Source organism: Deltaproteobacteria bacterium (genome assembly GCA_029860075.1).
GTDB lineage: Bacteria > Desulfobacterota > JADFVX01 > JADFVX01 > JADFVX01 > JAOUBX01.
In genome coordinates this window covers 12,524-30,491 of sequence record JAOUBX010000011.1, presented here as the reverse complement: position 1 = coordinate 30,491, position 17,968 = coordinate 12,524, and the positions used below count along the sequence as shown (strand labels likewise).

The 17,968-nt window shown below is 45.0% G+C and carries 14 protein-coding genes and 2 tRNA genes; 11 read left to right on the top strand and 5 right to left on the bottom strand.

Translation table 11 applies throughout. From position 1 onward, the window contains the following. Positions 1 to 5: 5 nt before the first annotated feature. The 5 genes from OEV42_05320 to OEV42_05300 all read left to right on the top strand — a co-directional run bounded on the left by OEV42_05320 (position 6) and on the right by OEV42_05300 (position 5,471). On the top strand, positions 6 to 776 hold the full coding sequence (locus OEV42_05320) for a cytochrome c (protein ID MDH3973680.1): 771 nt from the start codon (positions 6 to 8) through the stop codon (positions 774 to 776). Positions 777 to 982: 206 nt separating this feature from the next. Further along, the gene (locus OEV42_05315) at positions 983 to 2,515 is read left to right on the top strand and encodes an ethylbenzene dehydrogenase-related protein (GenBank protein MDH3973679.1); all 1,533 of its coding nucleotides are present in this window, start codon (positions 983 to 985) and stop codon (positions 2,513 to 2,515) included. A 112-nt stretch (positions 2,516 to 2,627) separates the two neighbouring features. Then, entirely contained in the window at positions 2,628 to 4,076 is a 1,449-nt protein-coding gene (hemG, locus tag OEV42_05310; protein ID MDH3973678.1) for a protoporphyrinogen oxidase, read from the top strand. Beyond that, on the top strand, positions 4,073 to 5,299 hold the full coding sequence (locus tag OEV42_05305; protein ID MDH3973677.1) for a radical SAM protein: 1,227 nt from the start codon (positions 4,073 to 4,075) through the stop codon (positions 5,297 to 5,299). The genes hemG and OEV42_05305 overlap by 4 nt, the downstream gene beginning before the upstream one ends. Next, positions 5,286 to 5,471 (top strand): hypothetical protein, encoded by a 186-nt coding sequence (locus OEV42_05300; GenBank protein ID MDH3973676.1) that lies wholly within the window; start codon positions 5,286 to 5,288, stop codon positions 5,469 to 5,471. The genes OEV42_05305 and OEV42_05300 overlap by 14 nt, the downstream gene beginning before the upstream one ends. A gap of 457 nt (positions 5,472 to 5,928) precedes the next feature. Here the strand turns inward: OEV42_05300 and OEV42_05295 are convergent. After that, positions 5,929 to 6,005 (bottom strand) — tRNA-Arg (locus tag OEV42_05295). Positions 6,006 to 6,236: 231 nt separating this feature from the next. Between OEV42_05295 and OEV42_05290 the strand changes: the two genes are divergently transcribed. Next, positions 6,237 to 6,950, top strand: a complete 714-nt coding sequence (locus tag OEV42_05290) for a Bax inhibitor-1/YccA family protein (GenBank protein ID MDH3973675.1) — start codon at positions 6,237 to 6,239, stop codon at positions 6,948 to 6,950. A gap of 73 nt (positions 6,951 to 7,023) precedes the next feature. On the opposite strand, the gene OEV42_05285 is transcribed toward OEV42_05290, so the two are convergent. From OEV42_05285 to ilvC, 4 genes are read right to left on the bottom strand one after another with little or no spacing between them, the layout of a single operon-like run. Beyond that, entirely contained in the window at positions 7,024 to 8,556 is a 1,533-nt protein-coding gene (locus OEV42_05285; GenBank protein MDH3973674.1) for a 2-isopropylmalate synthase, read from the bottom strand. Positions 8,557 to 8,613: 57 nt separating this feature from the next. Beyond that, on the bottom strand, positions 8,614 to 9,363 hold the full coding sequence (pssA, locus tag OEV42_05280) for a CDP-diacylglycerol--serine O-phosphatidyltransferase (GenBank protein ID MDH3973673.1): 750 nt from the start codon (positions 9,361 to 9,363) through the stop codon (positions 8,614 to 8,616). Between the two features lie 29 nt (positions 9,364 to 9,392). Next, positions 9,393 to 10,049, bottom strand: coding sequence for a phosphatidylserine decarboxylase family protein (locus tag OEV42_05275; protein MDH3973672.1), 657 nt, complete (start codon positions 10,047 to 10,049; stop codon positions 9,393 to 9,395). A 6-nt stretch (positions 10,050 to 10,055) separates the two neighbouring features. Beyond that, positions 10,056 to 11,066, bottom strand: a complete 1,011-nt coding sequence (ilvC, locus tag OEV42_05270; GenBank protein ID MDH3973671.1) for a ketol-acid reductoisomerase — start codon at positions 11,064 to 11,066, stop codon at positions 10,056 to 10,058. 382 nt (positions 11,067 to 11,448) lie between these two features. Between ilvC and typA the strand changes: the two genes are divergently transcribed. The 5 genes from typA to infC all read left to right on the top strand — a co-directional run bounded on the left by typA (position 11,449) and on the right by infC (position 17,953). Beyond that, on the top strand, positions 11,449 to 13,254 hold the full coding sequence (gene typA / locus OEV42_05265; GenBank protein MDH3973670.1) for a translational GTPase TypA: 1,806 nt from the start codon (positions 11,449 to 11,451) through the stop codon (positions 13,252 to 13,254). A 310-nt stretch (positions 13,255 to 13,564) separates the two neighbouring features. Further along, entirely contained in the window at positions 13,565 to 15,055 is a 1,491-nt protein-coding gene (locus OEV42_05260) for a DEAD/DEAH box helicase (protein MDH3973669.1), read from the top strand. Between the two features lie 200 nt (positions 15,056 to 15,255). Further along, a tRNA-Val gene (locus OEV42_05255) sits at positions 15,256 to 15,330 on the top strand. A gap of 132 nt (positions 15,331 to 15,462) precedes the next feature. After that, positions 15,463 to 17,373, top strand: coding sequence for a threonine--tRNA ligase (gene thrS / locus OEV42_05250; GenBank protein ID MDH3973668.1), 1,911 nt, complete (start codon positions 15,463 to 15,465; stop codon positions 17,371 to 17,373). Between the two features lie 31 nt (positions 17,374 to 17,404). Beyond that, positions 17,405 to 17,953 carry a translation initiation factor IF-3 gene (infC, locus tag OEV42_05245; GenBank protein MDH3973667.1) on the top strand — a complete coding sequence of 183 codons (549 nt, stop codon included), beginning with the start codon at positions 17,405 to 17,407 and terminating at the stop codon, positions 17,951 to 17,953. Positions 17,954 to 17,968 lie beyond the last annotated feature (15 nt).

Sequence of the window (17,968 nt, the reverse complement as noted above, 5' to 3'; positions counted from 1 at the left end):
AAGAAATGAAAATACCCAAGTTATTACAGGCCGTCTTAGTTGTTGTAGGAATATACGCCGCATTCAAGATTATATTTGGTGTCATTCTTGGCCAGCTCATACCATCAAGCCTGCTTACCATGTATATGTTCTTCGTTATCGTAGGCGTTCTAATGGTCTATACGGCGACGGAAGAGAGTACCAGGGAGCTTGCCGCACCGATCAAGGCGCTCGTTGAGGACCCTTCACAAAAGATGGTTCGAAATATTGTCTTTGCTCTTATTCCTTTATTGATAGGAGGCTATACCTTTCAAAAAATGCTTCCAAGTTTTGAAGCCCCCGTCGAACTAAGAACGATTCATCCTGCGCCACCATCGACTTTAAAAGCCTTTGGAAAGCGTTTTGATCTGTCGACCCTTGAAAATCCCTACAGGAAGTTTGAAAAAGAAGATCCCGAAAAGTTTAAAGAGTTTGTCAAGGAAGGTGGAGATGTTTATATCCAGAACTGTCAGTATTGTCATGGAGATAAGCTAGATGGCAGGGGACCTTATGCGGAGAGACTCAATCCACTTCCCATCAACTTTCAGGATGTAGGGACCATTGCCCAGTTACAGGAATCTTTTCTTTTTTGGAGAATAGCAACGGGAGGTCCGGGGCTGCCTAAAGAGGCTGCCCCCTGGATATCGTCCATGCCCATCTGGGAGGATTTTCTGACAGAAGACGAAATTTGGAAGGTTATTCTTTTTCTCTATGATTATACAGGCCAGGCGCCGAGGTCATGGGGAGAGGGTCATTAAATAATGATTAACTAAGCGCAGATTGTAATGGGATTAGTCTGAGAAAGATATGTGGACTCTCCCCCTTTGGTAAAGGGGAATTAAGGGGGATTTAAGTAAGGTATAGCTATTCAAATCTCCCCATCGCCCCCCTTTGCTAAAGAGGGGAAGTAAGGATTAAATGAGTAGTTTCAATTTTTCTTCAATAATGATTTAGGACGGTAACTATGAAAAAGCATGTTCTTATTGCGTTAATTATTTCAGCTTTGTTGGTCTGTAACGCCATAGCCAAACCGGGCAATGTAGAGAATGGGACAAAGGTCTATAACAAACGCTGTGTCTGGTGTCATGGTGAAGAGGGAGAGGGAGATGGTCCTGCCGCTGAACGGCTCAATCCTCCGCCCAGGGACTTTAGTTCGGGCATGTACAAGATCAAAACAACCGGCTTTGATGATCCCGTACCCAATGATGAAGATATTTATAGAATGATTGCCGAGGGTATGCCGGGAACGGCAATGCCCGGCTGGGACGATATTATCTCTGAACAGGACATGTGGGATCTTGTGGCCTATATCAAAACCTTTGCCGGTTATGAAGAGGAAAAACCGACGGACCAGGTTGATTATGGCAAGCAGATTCAATCATCTGAAGATAGTATAAAAAAAGGAAAAGAACTCTTTATTGACCGCTGCTCCGAATGCCATGGTGAAGAAGGGAAGGGGAACGCCATTAAGAAACTGAAAGATGATCTCGGTTTCAGGACCTGGCCCAGAAACCTGACAAAGCCATGGACTTTCAGGGGCAGCAATGACCCCAGGGATATTTATTCCCGTATTTCAGTGGGTATTCATGGCACGCAGATGCCTTCTTTTGCCGACCCGGCAAGTAAAAAGAAGCTTTCTATCGAAGAGCGGTGGCATGTGGCCAATTATGCCGCTTCTCTTGCCAAGACAGAGAAGGTCGTTAAAGGTGAAAATACAGTAGTTAAGGCGGAAAAACTCGAAGGGGATCTTCCCCATTCACCGACAGATGAAAAATGGGCAAGCAGTGAGCCGACAACCTTCTATCTGCTTCCTCAAATTATTGCCAAGGATCGTTTCTTTACACCATCCAATGACACGATTACACTCCGGGCATTCTACAATGATAAGGAAATTTCCATGCTTCTTGAGTGGGATGACAGGACCAAAAGTATTCCCGGTGATAGTGTAGCGGCCAATATTGCCGATGAAAACCTCTTTGAGGACGGAGTGGCGGTTCAGCTCCCCCTGGCCATATCCGATGATCCCAGTGATATGGAAAAACCCTATTTCGGGATGGGCGATGCTTCTAACCCCGTCAATGTATGGCACTGGAAGAGTGGCACTACGGAAAAGCCCGAGATGATCCAACTCCTTAATAGTAAAGGTTTTGGGGCCATAGAAAAAAGAGATGCCGCAACAGTCGGACTTGAGGCTAAGTCGCACTATGAAAAGGGGGCATGGCGTGTTGTTATGAAAAGACCCTTAACGACGGCTGATGGTTCGACTGATCTTCAGATTCCTACAGGCAGATTTGTTCCCATTGCCTTTGCCGCCTGGGATGGCAGCAATAGCGAGAAAGGCTCCAAACATACCATGTCAACCTGGTATTGGCTCTTCCTAAAACCAGCGGCCGGGGCCGATGTTTACTACATTCCCCTTTTGGTGATCGCTGTCATTATAGGGGGCGAGTTCTGGTGGTTTACCACTGCCAGGAGGAAGAACGGTAAAAGTGCCTAAAATGCCTAAAGTTTAAAGTGCCTAAATTTAAGAAGTAGAAATTACATTTCAGGCACTTTAGTTCACTTTAGTTCACTTTAGGCACTTCAAATGAGGCACTATCAAAAAAACTATGGCAGTTGATCTTAACAAAAAAAGAGTGATCATCATCGGTGGAGGTATTTCAGGCCTTTCGGCTGCCTTCTGGCTGAAGCAAAAGGGCTTTCATGCTGTTGTCCTTGAAAGAAATGCCAGAGCCGGGGGGCTCATCAAGAGTGAAAGAGTTGGTGGCGCTCTAATTGATCATGCGGCCAATTGTGTTTTTAATTTCCTCCCTGAAGTTAACTTTATGGTTAATACCCTCGGTTTAGGCCCTGAAAAAATTGCCCGGCAGGAAGCGGCAAAGCGACGATATCTCGTTAAAAATGGTAAGCCCAAAGTTGTTCCCATGAAGATAGGGGAACTTATCTTTAGTGACCTCTGGAGTTTAAAGGCAAAGCTGCGGCTCATGGTGGAGCCTCTAATTCCTAAAAGTGCACCTGAGCAGGAAGAGACGGTGGCCCAGTTTATTACCCGTCGGCTGGGGCGTGAGGTTTTTGATCGTTCCATTGAACCCTATGTAACAGGAACGCTTGCCGGTGATGCTGAAAAAGCTTGCCTGAAAAGCACTTTTAAACAATTTGCGGCCCTCGAACAAGATCACGGAAGTATTCTTAAGGGAGTTGTTGCAAGGAAGATGAAAGGAATCAGGACGGCCTGTGCCGCTGAAGTCTTTTCCTTTAAAGACGGTATGGAAAGTCTCATTAAAGGTCTTGGCAATTATCTTGGCGATAAGCTGGTTACCGATTGTCCCATTGAAAAAATCGAGCGTGTCGGTAAAGAATGGTATGTTCATACCGGTTCTGCCGGGAACTCAATTATAAAGGGGGATGCCGTCGTTATGGCCACTCCTGCCGGTATTGCTGCCGGGCTTGTTGATCAACTATCGGTCAACCTGTCCATGATGCTAAAAGGTATCGAGTATTCCTCAATGAATATAATCTATATCACTTTCAAAAGAGAAGATGTAGAACATAAACTGGATGGTATTGGTTGTTTGATTCCTGCAAGGGAAAAAGGATTTTCCAGCCTTGGCTCTCTCTGGTCTTCAACCCTTTTTCCGGGACGGACGAAGGGTGATGAGGTGCTCTTTACCTCCTATTTGGGGGGGATGAGAAATAAGGATTTGGTGGATCTTCCTGATGAGGAACTCATCGATCGATGCCTTAAAGATTTACGCCAGCTTGTGGGAGTAAAAGGTTTCCCCTCTTTGACTCGTGTTGTTCGCCATAAAAAGGCGCTCCCTCAATATAACCTGGGGCATCAAATGTTTCTGAAAAAACTGGATGAAGAACTGGCTCTTATTCCCGGACTCCATGTAACGGGTAATTATTTGCAGGGTGTTTCTGTAAGGGCCTGTATTTCACAGGGAAAGACGGTTGCTGAAACTATTGGGCGTCAATTTGATGCAGAGCATGTGAAGTTTAAAAAAAGTCAAAGGGAAAGCCCTGTACTACATGCAACGGAAAGGACATTATCATGACCAGAAGCGCAGTCCCCTTTTTAATCTCATGGAACCTGACCAAGCGTTGTAATTTGAAATGTGAGCACTGCTACCTCGATGCTGCCGAGCTGGAAGGAGGGGAGGGCGATTTAACGACCGCTGAGGCTCTTGGTATAGTCGATGAGATAGCTGAACTTTGTCCCGGCGCCATGCTGATTCTAACAGGGGGAGAACCTCTGGCCAGGCCTGATCTGATTGATATTGTACAGTATGCTTCAGATAAGGGTCTTAATGTCGTACTTGGAACCAATGGAACTCTGCTCAATGAGGCAGTTATTCTTCGTATGAAACTGGCCGGTCTTCAGGGTGTGGGCTTGAGCCTCGATTCTATTAATCCCGTAAGTCATGACGACTTTAGAGGAAGTCCCGGATGTTGGCAAAAGACGGTTGACGCTATCGACTTATTGAAAAAAAATGACCTTGAATTTCAGCTGCAATTTACCGTGACCCGAAACAATTATGATGAAATCCCCGAATTGATCGAATTTGCCTCTCAAAAAGGGGCCAAAGTTGCAAATGTCTTTTTTCTTGTTTGCACAGGTCGGGGGCAGGAAATGACGGACATTACGCCCCCGCAGTATGAAAAGATGCTTACCTGGCTCGCTAAAGCAGAAGAAGAATATGCCGGTAAAACTATGGTGAGGGCGCGCTGTGCACCGCATTTTTTGAGGGTAGTGCAGCAGAATTCACCGGACTCATCCATTATGAAAGGCGCTACCAGCGGCTGCATTGCCGGTAGTGGTTATTTCAGGATCTCTCCTGAGGCGGATGTGACACCATGTCCCTATATGACCACATCCGGTGGTAACCTTAAAAAAGAGTCACTAGTGGAAATCTGGGACAGGTCGCCCATATTCAAGCAGATGAGGGCCCCTCAATATAATGGAAAATGCGGTGATTGCCGCTACAATGATGTTTGCGGTGGCTGCCGTGCCAGGGCCCTTTCTGCCACAGGGGATGTAATGGGTGAAGATCCCTGGTGTGATTATGAACCGGACAAGGCCGAAAGTGGCATAGCACTCCCTCATAAGGGAGAACTTGGCTGGACGCCGGAAGCAAAGGAACGTCTCGAAAAAGTACCCATATTTTTACGCAAGATGGTAAAAAAGGGGCTGGAACGCTATGCGCGAACCAAAGGTTACCAGGTAATTACTCCTGATATTATGGAAGCCATGAGGAGCAAGGTCGGTGGAAGACGTTGAATTAAAAAAAGGCGTTAAAACACGCATCCTTGGCGCTGTTCTTACCTTCCTGGGAAGCTTGAATTTATTACTTTCCTGGCGTGGTGGTCTTCATCTCATTGAAACTTCAACACTTTTTCTATTTTCAGGCATCATTCTTTTTATTGTCGGATCCATCAGAAATAATCGTTAATACAGCTTGTTAAATAATGTTCCTATGGTAAATATTATTTCGTTAATTGGTAGCTTATTAACCGCCTGGCAGTCATTTATGCTGGTTATATTAATACCATTAATGAATAGTGTTCCTTTGATTTTAAAACTTTTTGCAGTAAGAAAGAAAAACATTTAATAAATCAATGACTTAGTGCCTTGGTTGTTTATTTCACAACTTTATTTCAGTTCGCACGTTATTTGGCACGGTAGTTGTTTTTATAAAATGAAACGAAGGTGATTCTTCTTACGAATCCTTTCTCCTATTTTAAATCCCCTCTTAACCCAGGAGGGGATCTTTTTTTCTCACAGAAGAAAACAGTTATCTTTGATGAAAGACAATTAATGCATCTTCTAATAGATTGTGAAAAGGTTGATATGGATGAAAAGAGAGATGGGTGCTGTTAGGGGGAAATCCGGGTTTAAAGGAGGTTAAATGGTGCCCCCGACACGACTCGAACGTGTGACCTACGGTTTAGGAAACCGGCGCTCTATCCACCTGAGCTACGGGGGCTAAAAGAGTAAGCAATTGTATAAAATTTACCCCATTTAGTCAATCCAAATATAGGGGACAGGATTAATTATCCCGTCTTCTTCTCACTCTTTTTGCAGATTCGAATTTATATTATAGAGACATATTTTTCCGGTTAATCTTTACTTTTTATCTTATCGTTATTATAATTCGTAAAGAGATATTAAGTCGTAAACGTAAAAAAATAATTAACCTTTATCGGAGGAATTAAAAGTGGAAGTACAAGAAACTAGTTACAGGGATACAAAAACAGTCAGTGATGTACAGTCGGAACAGGCCAGATTTCTTTTAAGGGTCTATAACTGGATGGCGGGAGGTTTGCTCCTTACAGGTGTTGTGGCCTATGCAGCGGCCAATGTTTCAGCGATTAACAGCCTTATTTTTTCAAACAGGATGGTATTTTTCGGACTTATCATTGTTGAACTTCTTATGGTTGGTGCTCTTGCCGGCTGGGTAATGAAGATGAAGGCCTCTACAGCAGCCGCTGTTTTCTGGGGTTATTCAATTTTGAATGGTCTTACTTTATCATTCATCTTTATGGTGTATACGCAGTCCTCTATTGCTACTGCCTTTATTGTTTCAGCAGGAACTTTCGGCGCCATGTCTCTCTATGGCGCTACAACGAAGAAAGACCTCACATCCTGGGGCAGTTTCTTTTTTATGGGTCTTATAGGGATAATTATTGCGTCGGTAGTCAATATTTTTCTGCAAAGCCCTGCCATTTACTGGGCCACTACTTACCTGGGAGTTCTCGTCTTTGTGGGTCTTACTGCATATGATACGCAGAAAATCCTCAAGATGAATATTCTTGGTAATGAAGGAACGGAAGAGGATACGAAGGAGGCTATACGCGGCGCGCTTACCTTGTATCTGGATTTTATAAATCTCTTCCTTATGCTTTTAAGAATTATAGGTGATAGACGATAATCGTACTATTAATCAAAAAAAGGGGCGCCCTTAACAGGCGCCCCTTTTTTTTGTCATAAAGTCTCCCTATAAATCAGGGTAGATCGGTCCAGACCTTCTTCTTCCTGTATTCCAGTTTATTAAGGGCATTTATGTAGGCCTTGGCGCTTGCAACAATAATGTCCGTATGAGCCCCCTGGCCAATAACAGTCTTGCCCCCTTCTTCCACTCTGACTGTCACCTCGCCTTGCGCATCCATTCCTCTCGTAACAGAACTGACTGAATACCTGATAAGTTTGCTTTTTGTCTTTGTAATTTTAGCGATGGTTTCATAAACAGCATCAACAGGTCCGACGCCAAAACCTGCTTCCTGTATTTTATCACCGTTCATCTCCATCTGCACCGTTGCTGTCGGTACGGTGACGGTGCCGCTGCTTACGTTAAGATAGGCAAGCTTGTACTTTTCATCAATCCTGATGACTTCATCAGCAATAATGGCATCAAGGTCTTCATCAAAAATCTCTTTTTTCTTGTCGGCAAGATTTTTAAACCTTGAGAAGGCCTTGTCGAGATTTTCATCGTCCAGTTCATAACCAAGGTCTTTAATTCTTTCCCTGAATGCATGCCTGCCTGAATGTTTGCCAAGTACAAGCAGGTTTTGAGAAACACCGACAGATTCGGGTGTCATAATTTCGTAAGTACTTTTTTCCTTAAGTACGCCATCCTGGTGGATACCAGCTTCGTGGGCAAAGGCATTAGCGCCTACTATGGCTTTGTTAGGCTGTACTACCATACCTGTAATATGGGTAATGAGCCTGCTGGCGGGATAGAGGTTGGAGGTATCGATACCCGTTTCAAAACCGAGAAGGTCACTCCTTGTACGAATAGCCATGACGATTTCTTCGAGGGATGCATTGCCGGCCCTTTCACCAATGCCGTTAATGGTACACTCTACCTGACCAGCGCCGTTTTCTATGGCTGCCAGAGAGTTGGCAACGGCAAGTCCTAAATCATTATGGCAGTGGACGCTGATAACGGCTTTGTCCACATTAGGAACTCGTTCATGGAGTGTTTTGATAAGTTTGCCGAACTCGGTAGGTATGGCATATCCTACGGTATCGGGAATGTTAACAGTCGTTGCCCCTGCATCGATTACAGCCTCAACGACTTTGCAAAGATAATCGACATCACTCCTTACAGCGTCTTCGGCTGAAAATTCCACGTTATCAGTATAACTTTTGGCATGCTTTACAGCAGCAACTGCCGCTTCAAGGACTTGGTCCCTGCTTTTTTTGAGTTTATATTTGAGGTGAATATCGGAAGTGGCAATGAAGGTATGGATTCTCGGATGCTTTGCACCTTTAAGTGCCTCCCAGGCCCTGTCTATGTCCTTATTATTTGCTCTCGCAAGCCCTGCAACGTGACAACTTTTTATTGTCTCTGCTACCTTTTTAACCGCCTCAAAATCACCTTCAGAAGCAATAGGGAAGCCTGCTTCGATAATATCAACATTCAACTTTTCAAGCTGGTGGGCGACACGAACTTTTTCGTCTATATTCATACTGGCGCCGGGAGATTGCTCGCCGTCTCTCAGTGTGGTGTCAAATATTTTAATTCTTTTTTTCATTGTGGATTTCCAAAAAATAGAGAATTATATTGTTGGAATTTTCTGAACAGACTGCGGTCAGATTCCGGTGTCTTTTTTCTTGGTTTCAGACAGCTTGGAATCTCTGGCTTTACGTTTTGCAAGGTTAAGCATGAGTTCTACTGGGCCGGATATGAGGTAGATTACACCGATGGTAAAAAGCATGACCTGCGGTTCGGCAATGATGAGTATCAAAAGAAGCACTGCAACGACGAGGAGACTGAAAGGCTGCCGTTTGGAAAACTCCAGTTCTTTAAAGCTCCTGTAAGTAACGTTAGATACCATCAAAAAGGCGAGGAAGTAAACCATAAGCAATATGGTGAAATGCTTTGTACTTCCTATACCTCCAAGGTGGTAGGAAAGCAGCACTGTAATGGCGATCATGCCTGCCGCGGCAGGTGAAGGAACACCTTTAAAACGTGTTTTCTCTACCGTTTCTACCTGAACGTTAAAACGTGCCAGTCTGAGCGCTGCACATGTCAGATAGAGGAAGGCCGCAAGCCATCCGTATCTTCCAAAGGGGATAAGAGCCCAGGTATAGGCAAGAAAGGCAGGCGCCATGCCGAAGGAGATAAGGTCAGCAAGTGAGTCGTATTCAACACCAAACTTGCTTGTTGTTCCCGTCAATCGGGCTACTTTCCCATCGAGTGTATCGAATATAGCTGATATGACGATGGAAATGGCTGCCCATTTATAATCACCATTATAGGAAGAGACGACGGAATAAAATCCGAAAAAAAGAGCTCCCGTCGTAAAGAGGTTGGGAAGGATATAAATTCCCTTCTTCATGTTGTCTCTTGAAAGCTTATGGCCCATGATTAATCAATATAGCCAAGTATCGTCTCCCCTGCAACAACTTTATCGCCCAGGTTGACTTCAATTTTAGAATCAGGAGGAAAATATACATCTACCCTGGAACCAAAACGGATGAGTCCGAAGCGTTCGCCCTTTTCCAGTTTATCCCCTTCTGAAACATAGCATACAATCCTTCTTGCAACAAGGCCGGCAATCTGAACAAAGAGAAGCTTCTTCCCATTGTCTGTCTCCATAAGCACACCGTTTCTTTCGTTATGCTCGGAGGCTTTGTCAAGGCTGGCATTAAGAAACTTGCCATGGTGATAGACGACTTTTTTTACTGTTCCCTTGTAAGGCGACCTGTTGACATGAACATTAAATACGTTCATGAAAACACTTACCTTAATTGCTTCGCCGCCAATAAATTCATCTTCCTGCACATGCCTTCTCTGGACTATTCTACCGTCTGCCGGTGCGATGACGGCGCCCTCGTCAGCAGGGATGGTCCTTTCAGGATTTCTGAAAAAGTACATGACAAAGGCCGTCAGTCCGCCCAGCAATAGTGTCCACCATGCGCACTGGCCAATGGCAACGATAACGGTAACAGCAATAAGCGTCCCGTAAAAGGGACGTCCTTCAACGGCGAAGATGGTAGATCGGTTCTTTTCCCTGCTATCCATAGAGTATTAGTTCTTATCTTTATCTACGATTTTTTGTATCCAGGGCATCATACTTCTCAGCTTTGCTCCCACTTCTTCGATGGGGTGAGCCGCGTTAAGCCTTCTCCTTGCCGTCATTTCAGGATAGTTCGTTTGTCCTTCGAGAATGAAACGCTTGGCATATTCGCCAGTCTGGATGTTGTGGAGCGCCTCTTCCATGGCATAGCGGCTTTCATCGTTGATGACTTTCGGGCCTGTAACATATTCGCCGTACTCGGCATTGTTGGAGATAGAGTAGTTCATATTAGCAATACCGCCCTCATACATGAGGTCAACGATAAGCTTGAGTTCATGGAGGCACTCAAAGTAGGCCATTTCAGGGGCATAACCTGCATCGACAAGCGTTTCAAAACCGGCCTTGACAAGCTCGACTGCGCCACCACAGAGAACGGCCTGCTCACCGAAGAGATCCGTTTCAGTTTCATCCTTAAAGGTAGTTTCAATAATGCCGGTACGTCCGCCGCCAATGGCTGAGGCATAGGAAAGGGCGATGTTTTTTGCTTTGCCTGAAGCATCCTGATGGATAGCGATGAGGTCGGGGATTCCGCCGCCCCTTACAAACTCGCTTCTTACGGTATGTCCGGGTGCTTTTGGAGCAACCATGATGACGTCAAGATCTTCCCTTGGTACAACCTGGTTGTAAAGGATGCTGAATCCATGAGCAAAGGCGAGTACGCTCCCTTTTTTAAGGTTTGGCTCGATCTGCTCACCATACATGGATGCATGAAATTCATCGGGCGTAAGGATCATAACAAGATCGGCCCATCCTGCGGCTTCAGTAGTGGTCATTACTTTAAGCCCCGAGTTCTCGGCCTTTTTCTTGGATGGGCTGCCTTCTTTAAGTCCAACGACTACATCGACGCCGCTATCTTTCAGGTTGTTTGCATGGGCATGACCCTGGCTTCCATAACCGATAATGGCAACCTTTTTCGATCTGATAATTTCAAGGTCGGCGTCCTTGTCGTAATAAATGTTCATTCTTTATAAATCCTCCTGATAGAAATTTGGTAAAAAGAAACGGCTAAAATAACAGTAATATTAAGAAATTGTCAAGAGAAATGAGAAGTTAGCTGGATGATTGGCGTATATAAATTCCCCTTCGACAAGCTCAGGGTGACATTTTATAAATGCTGTTTCAAACTTTGTCATGCTGAGCTTGTCGAAGCATGAGCCCGCTGACCCATCTCAAAAGATTTTCTTGTGTCTAATTTTGTTTGATTATGTTATAATTCCCTTTTTTAGTAGTGTTTTAAAGAAGGATTCAAGGCGGTATTTTCTTTCGAAGAGATTTATTCCTCCCCATCTGCAAAACCTTACAGTTCATTTTCTCAAATTAAAATACTTAAATTCAGGAATGTTTATGATACGCGAAGATCTTAGAAATATAGCGATTGTAGCCCATGTTGACCATGGTAAAACAACTCTTGTCGATGCCATGCTTAAGCAGGCCGGCACCTTCAGGGCCAACGAAAAAGTCGATGAAAGGGTGATGGATAATATTGATCTTGAAAAAGAACGTGGTATTACTATCGCTGCCAAGAGTACGGCCATTGATTATGAAGGTACTACTATCAACATCGTTGATACGCCGGGCCATGCTGACTTCGGTGGTGAGGTAGAGAGAACCCTCAAAATGGTCGATGGCGTGCTGCTCCTCGTCGATGCTTCAGAGGGCCCCTTGCCGCAGACACGTTTTGTACTCAAAAAGGCGCTCGAACTGAAATTGGTACCCATCCTCGTTGTTAACAAGATTGACAGGCCTGATTCGAGGATACAGGAAGTACTCAACGAAGTTTATGATATGTTTATCGACCTCGATGCAGATGAGGATCAGCTTGAGTTTCCCATCATTTATACCATTGCCAGGGATGGTATTGCCAAAAACGAACTTGAAGAAGAGTCTGCCGATTTAAGGCCCCTCTTTGATCTTATACTTAAAACTATTCCGGGACCTACGGGCGAGGTGGACGGAATAGCTCAACTTCTTATTACGAACATTGATTACGATGACTTTCTAGGGAGACTTGCTATTGGAAGGATATTCTCCGGTACTGTTTCCGTTGGAGATAATGTGGCTCTTATAGGGAGTGGTGGTGAACCGGAGAGAAAAAAGATCACCTCACTCTACAAATTCCATGGTCTTGGCCGTAAGGAAGTGAAGAAAGCGTCGGCCGGTGATATTGTTCTTCTTGCAGGTATCGAGGGAATTAATATCGGTGATACCGTTACGGATATTGAAAAGCCTTTACCTTTGCCTCGGATCCAGGTTGATGAGCCGACGATTTCCATGGTTTTTTCCATTAATACATCCCCCTTATCAGGCAGGGACGGAAAACTGGTCACGTCGAGAAACTTAAGGGACAGACTGGAGAAGGAACTTCTCTACAATGTTTCCATTAAAGTTGATTTCGACGGTACCGATTCTTTTAAAGTCATGGGGAGGGGAGAACTGCAACTTGCCATTCTCATCGAGATGATGAGGAGAGAGGGTTATGAACTCTCTGTTGCTATGCCTGAGACCATTACCAAAGAGATTAACGGTACTCTTCATGAGCCCATGGAATTGCTGGTTATTGATGTTCCCGAAGAGTACGTAGGCGCCGTAACACAGCTTGCCGGTGAGAGAAAGGGTAAGATGCGCAATATGCAAAACGGTGGTCATGGCAGGGTGAGCCTCGAATTCAGCATCCCTTCACGGGGGCTCATCGCTTTCAGATCCCAGTTTCTGACAGATACAAGAGGAACAGGACTCATGAATCATCTTTTTGACGGCTATAAACCGTGGCATGGACCTATGACAAAAAGAAATACCGGTACTCTCGTTGCAGACCGTCCCGGTAAAACGACCATGTATGCTCTTTTTCACCTCCAGCCGAGAGGTATCCTTTTCGTCAAAGAAGGGACCGAGGTTTATGAGGGAATGATTATTGGTGAAAATTCCAGGGATAATGATCTTGACGTTAATGTTATTAAGGAAAAGAAACTCACCAATATGCGAGCATCCGGTTCTGACGAGTCACTGCAACTCATTCCTCCAAAACTTCTTAGCCTTGAGGAGGCCATCGATTTTATTAAGGAAGATGAACTTCTGGAGATAACACCCAATTCGATGAGGCTAAGAAAGAAAGTCCTTCAGGCCAATAAGAGGCCTCGTAACAAGGAGTGATGTTCGAGTGATTTCCCTGCCTGCAATGCAGGCAGGGCGTAGTTTTATATAGAGACAAAGTGGTTTAAACTTTCCTTCATTTCTGCAATCAATTTCTGCTCAATCTGAAAGAAGTTTCTTCAGGCCTTTTCCGGGAAAAAATGCCACTTCGTCCATAAATCTGGAAACCATGTTCAACAGCTGTTTCCAGGTTAAAAGAAAAGTGGTTACCCATTCAATATGGGGTCGTTATATGGTTGGGATTTGTCCCTGTGGCAGATTCTTTTCCCTTGCGGCATTCTATAAAAATTAATTTAAATACAGAGGAATAATGACAACTGATAATAATGATGTACAGGTGAATTTTGATACATTCGGTTTTAAAAAGGATATAGCCAAAGGAGTGAGGGAGGCCGGTTTCAGGATGCCAAGCCCTATTCAGGAGCAGGCTATTCCTATTGTTATGAAGGGGAGTGATGTCATTGCCCGGGCCCAGACAGGAACGGGCAAAACAGCGGCCTTTGGTCTTCCTTCTATGAACAATATTAAGGGAGGGCGCGGTGTTGAGATTCTCATTATTGCACCTACAAGAGAGCTCGCTTCTCAGGTGAGTGAAGAGATGTTCAGGCTGGGCCGCTATGCAGGGGTGAAGACCGTTGCCGTATATGGTGGGCAATCCATATCGAGACAGGTGGAAATGATCCAGAGGGGGGCAAATGTCGTAACGGCTACACCGGGAAGATTGCTCGATCACTTAAGGTCAAAGAGATTCAGAAATTTTGCACCTTCCGTCGTCGTTCTCGATGAAGCCGATGAAATGCTCGATATGGGGTTTTTGGAAGATATCGAGGCAATATTCAAGTTTCTCCCCGAAGAGAGGCAGACCCTTCTTTTCTCGGCAACCATGCCGCCGGCCATTAGAAAGCTGGCCAATAAGATTCTCAAAACTCCTGTTTCTATCGATGTAACGCCTAAAGAGGTAACGACAAACGTCGATATTGCCCAGCATTATTACGTTATTGAAGAGCGTGAGCGTGAAGAGGCCATGGTTCGTCTTATTGATACGGAGTCACCGGGCAAGTCCATTGTATTTTGCCGGACCAAGAGGGAGGCTGACAATCTTTCCACCGTTCTCGTTTCCCGCGGCTATTCAGCCCGTGCCCTGCACGGTGATATGGAGCAGCGCCAGCGTAACGAAACGATAGCCAGTTTCAAGAAAGGTCAGTCCGATATGCTTGTTGCCACAGACGTTGCCGCCAGGGGACTTGACATTACTGACGTTACTCATGTCTTTAACTATCACATACCCTTTAATCCTGAGAGCTACATTCATCGCATAGGACGTACTGGGCGTGCAGGTAAAAAAGGGGTGGCCATAACGCTTGTGACGCCGCTGGAATTTAAGGAACTTAGTCGCATCATGAAGGTTTCCGGCGCCCCTATCAAGTACAGGGAGGTTCCCTCTATTCATGAAGTCAAACAGAATTATATGGATGATCTCTTTGCCAGGCTTAAAGACAGGGATTTTGATGATGAGATTCTGGATATGGTTCAAGGCCTCTCTGGAGAGATGGATGTAACCAGTCTCGCTTGCAAGGCCCTTTCCCTGCTTCTTGATGACCAGAAGGTGGCGGGGCCCAACAGGATAGGTTTCAGCAGTGGCGCCGTTGAGAAAATGATGCACAGGTTTAAATCACAGTATGGCGGCCGGAAGCAATACGGGGGTCAGAAGAGATATGGTGGAAACAAAAGGCCCGGAGGAGGTGGCTACGGCAAGGGAGGCTACCGGGGACGCGGCGGCAGTGGTGGGCGGAGGAAATAATTATTAATCTCTATCAATATAGACATTTTTCCCTTTAAATTGCTGTAAAAAATGATAATTTTCCTTGACAGAATCGCGGGTTGTGTTACAATCAGCCATTGCCTGAATCACTTTTGCCTTGCTTTGGTTTATGAAGGTGAAAGCGTTTGAGGCTTTTCGTTTATTTGACAAAGGTAAATAGAAGAAAATAAAGGATTTGAAGGCGCGTAGCTCAGGGGGAGAGCGCTACCCTGACACGGTAGAGGTCGGCGGTTCGAAACCGCCCGCGCCTACCATGAATCTGGTGTCGTATCAACCGTCAATTTAAGATTTATACGACACAAAGGGGCATCGTGCAAATGCCATGCGATGCCTCTTTTTTACATTCTCTTTTTGGAGTTTTTAGTTAAGTTTTGGAAGTAAAAGTTTTGGAATCAGTAAATCTTACATTACCCGATGGTTCATCGAGAGAAGCCGCAAAAGGCTCTACTGTTGGTGAATTTGCTTACTCAATAGGGAACAGGCTGGGTAAAGATGCTATAGCGGGAAAGCTTAACGGTGATCTCGTCGATCTTTCGACGGCCATCGAAGAAGATGCTTCCATTGAGATTATTACCGTCAAGAGTGAGGAAGGCCTTGAAATATACCGTCATTCTTCTTCTCACATTATGGCCCAGGCCGTTCAGGAGCTCTATGGCGATGCTCATGTGACTATAGGACCGGTTATCGATAACGGGTTTTATTACGATTTTGATTTTGACGGTCAGTTTACGCCGGAAGATTTTGAAAAGATCGAAGCGAAAATGGCTCAGATCGTTAAAAGAGATCTTCCCATAGAGAGGGAAATTGTCTCAAAGGATGAGGCGGTCAGGCTCTTTGAGAAAATGGGAGAATCCTATAAGGTTGAACTCATTAATTCCGTTGCCGATGATAAGGTTTCTCTCTACAGGCAGGGTGAGTGGGTTGATCTTTGCAGGGGGCCGCACCTTCCGTCGACAGGAAAGGCGGGCGTATTTAAACTTCTCAGCGTGGCAGGCGCCTACTGGAGGGGTGATGAAAGCAAACCCATGCTTCAGAGGATTTATGCCACGGCTTTCTCTACGGAAAAAGAGCTTAAAGCCTACCTGAACAGGCTGGAAGAGGCAAAAAAGAGAGACCACAGACGTGTCGGCAAAGACCTGGATCTCTTTGAAATAAACGAAGAAGCAGGCGCCGGAATGGTTATTTATCATCCCAAGGGGGCCATGCTTAAATATCTGCTTGAAGAGTTTGAGCGCAAAGAACATATCAAACGTGGCTATCATATTGTTCAGGGGCCGCAGTTACTAAGAACAGATCTCTGGAAGAAGTCGGGCCACTATGAAAACTATCGGGAAAATATGTATTTTACCGATGTTGAGGGTATAGGTTACGGCGTAAAGCCCATGAATTGCCTGGCTCATATGATTATTTATGCCTCCAGGGTGAGGAGTTACAGGGATCTTCCTCTCAGGTATTTTGAACTCGGTACCGTACATCGCCACGAAAAGTCAGGTGTGCTGCACGGTCTTTTGAGGGTTCGGGGTTTTACCCAGGATGACGCCCATCTTCTCTGTACACCCGAACAGCTCAATGATGAGATCAGAGGTGTTATCGAATTTATAAGCCATATCATGGATATTTTCGGCTTTCCATACAAGATGGAGGTAAGTACACGGCCTGAAAAATCGATCGGTTCAGATGAAGACTGGGAGAGGGCCACAGGGGCGCTCATGAAAACCCTCGACGATCTGGGCCTCGAATATGATCTTAATGAAGGTGACGGCGCTTTTTACGGCCCCAAGATAGATGTTAAGCTTCGGGATTGTCTTGAAAGAGAATGGCAATGTGCAACAATCCAGTGTGATTTTACCCTCCCCGAGAGATTTGATCTCTCCTATATCGGTAAGGATGGTGAGAAGCACAGGCCTGTTATGATCCACAGGGTCATTCTCGGATCTATTGAAAGATTTATCGGTATATTGACGGAGCACTTTGCCGGCGCTTTTCCAACCTGGCTTGCACCTGTTCAGGCAGTGATAATTAATATTACGGACAAGCAAATGGATTATGCCAAAGAGGTTGAGGAAAAACTGAGAAGCGAAGGCATGAGGGTGGAAGGTGATTACAGGAATGAAAAGCTCGGCTTCAAGATCAGGGAAGCCCAACTGCAGAAGATTCCATATATGATCGTTATCGGCGATAAAGAGGTTGAAGGGGGCACTATTTCGCCAAGATCGAGGTCAGGTGAGTCGCTAAGTGCTATGACTCCCCAATCTTTTGTTGATTTGCTGAAAAAAGAATGCAATATTAGTATTTAAAACATTAATTTAAAACAGGAGGCAGGCCATAATTAAACGAGGAAGAGCAGCAGACAATAAGGACAAGGTAAGAGTTAACGAAGACATCAGGGCCAGGGAGGTCAGAGCAATTGATGATGAAGGTAACCAGCTTGGCATAATTTCTGTTGATAAGGCGCTTGAACAAGCCAAAGACCGGGGACTTGATCTGGTTGAGATTGCGCCGGGGGCCGACCCGCCTGTCTGTAAGATAATGGACTACGGCAAGTACAAGTATGAAATGAGCAAAAAAGCTCATGAAGCGAAGAAAAAACAAGCCGTTGTTATATTGAAAGAAATAAAAATCAGACCAAAGATTGATGAACACGATTACAAATTTAAGTTAAAACATGCCAAGCAGTTTCTGGCTGAAGGTAATAAGGTCAAAATAAGTGTCATCTTCAGGGGGAGAGAGATGGCCTATATGGATAAGGGGAGACAGATACTGAGCAGGGTTTCCGAAGAGGTGAAAGAGGATGCCGTTGTGGAATTCCTTCCCAAGGTTGAAGGACGTAACATGTTCATGATCCTTGCGCCCAAAAAGACGAGTAATAACAAGTAATTTAACGCTGGAGGA

Bases quoted from the DNA above. Each gene is read 5' to 3' on its own strand.
- OEV42_05320 (MDH3973680.1), top strand. From the start codon at position 6: ATGAAAATACCCAAGTTATTACAGGCCGTCTTAGTTGTTGTAGGAATA.
- OEV42_05315 (MDH3973679.1), top strand. From the start codon at position 983: ATGAAAAAGCATGTTCTTATTGCGTTAATTATTTCAGCTTTGTTGGTC.
- hemG (MDH3973678.1), top strand. From the start codon at position 2,628: ATGGCAGTTGATCTTAACAAAAAAAGAGTGATCATCATCGGTGGAGGT.
- OEV42_05305 (MDH3973677.1), top strand. From the start codon at position 4,073: ATGACCAGAAGCGCAGTCCCCTTTTTAATCTCATGGAACCTGACCAAG.
- OEV42_05285 (MDH3973674.1), bottom strand. From the start codon at position 8,556: ATGAAAAAAAGAATTAAAATATTTGACACCACACTGAGAGACGGCGAG.
- pssA (MDH3973673.1), bottom strand. From the start codon at position 9,363: ATGAAGAAGGGAATTTATATCCTTCCCAACCTCTTTACGACGGGAGCT.
- OEV42_05275 (MDH3973672.1), bottom strand. From the start codon at position 10,049: ATGGATAGCAGGGAAAAGAACCGATCTACCATCTTCGCCGTTGAAGGA.
- ilvC (MDH3973671.1), bottom strand. From the start codon at position 11,066: ATGAACATTTATTACGACAAGGACGCCGACCTTGAAATTATCAGATCG.
- typA (MDH3973670.1), top strand. From the start codon at position 11,449: ATGATACGCGAAGATCTTAGAAATATAGCGATTGTAGCCCATGTTGAC.
- OEV42_05260 (MDH3973669.1), top strand. From the start codon at position 13,565: ATGACAACTGATAATAATGATGTACAGGTGAATTTTGATACATTCGGT.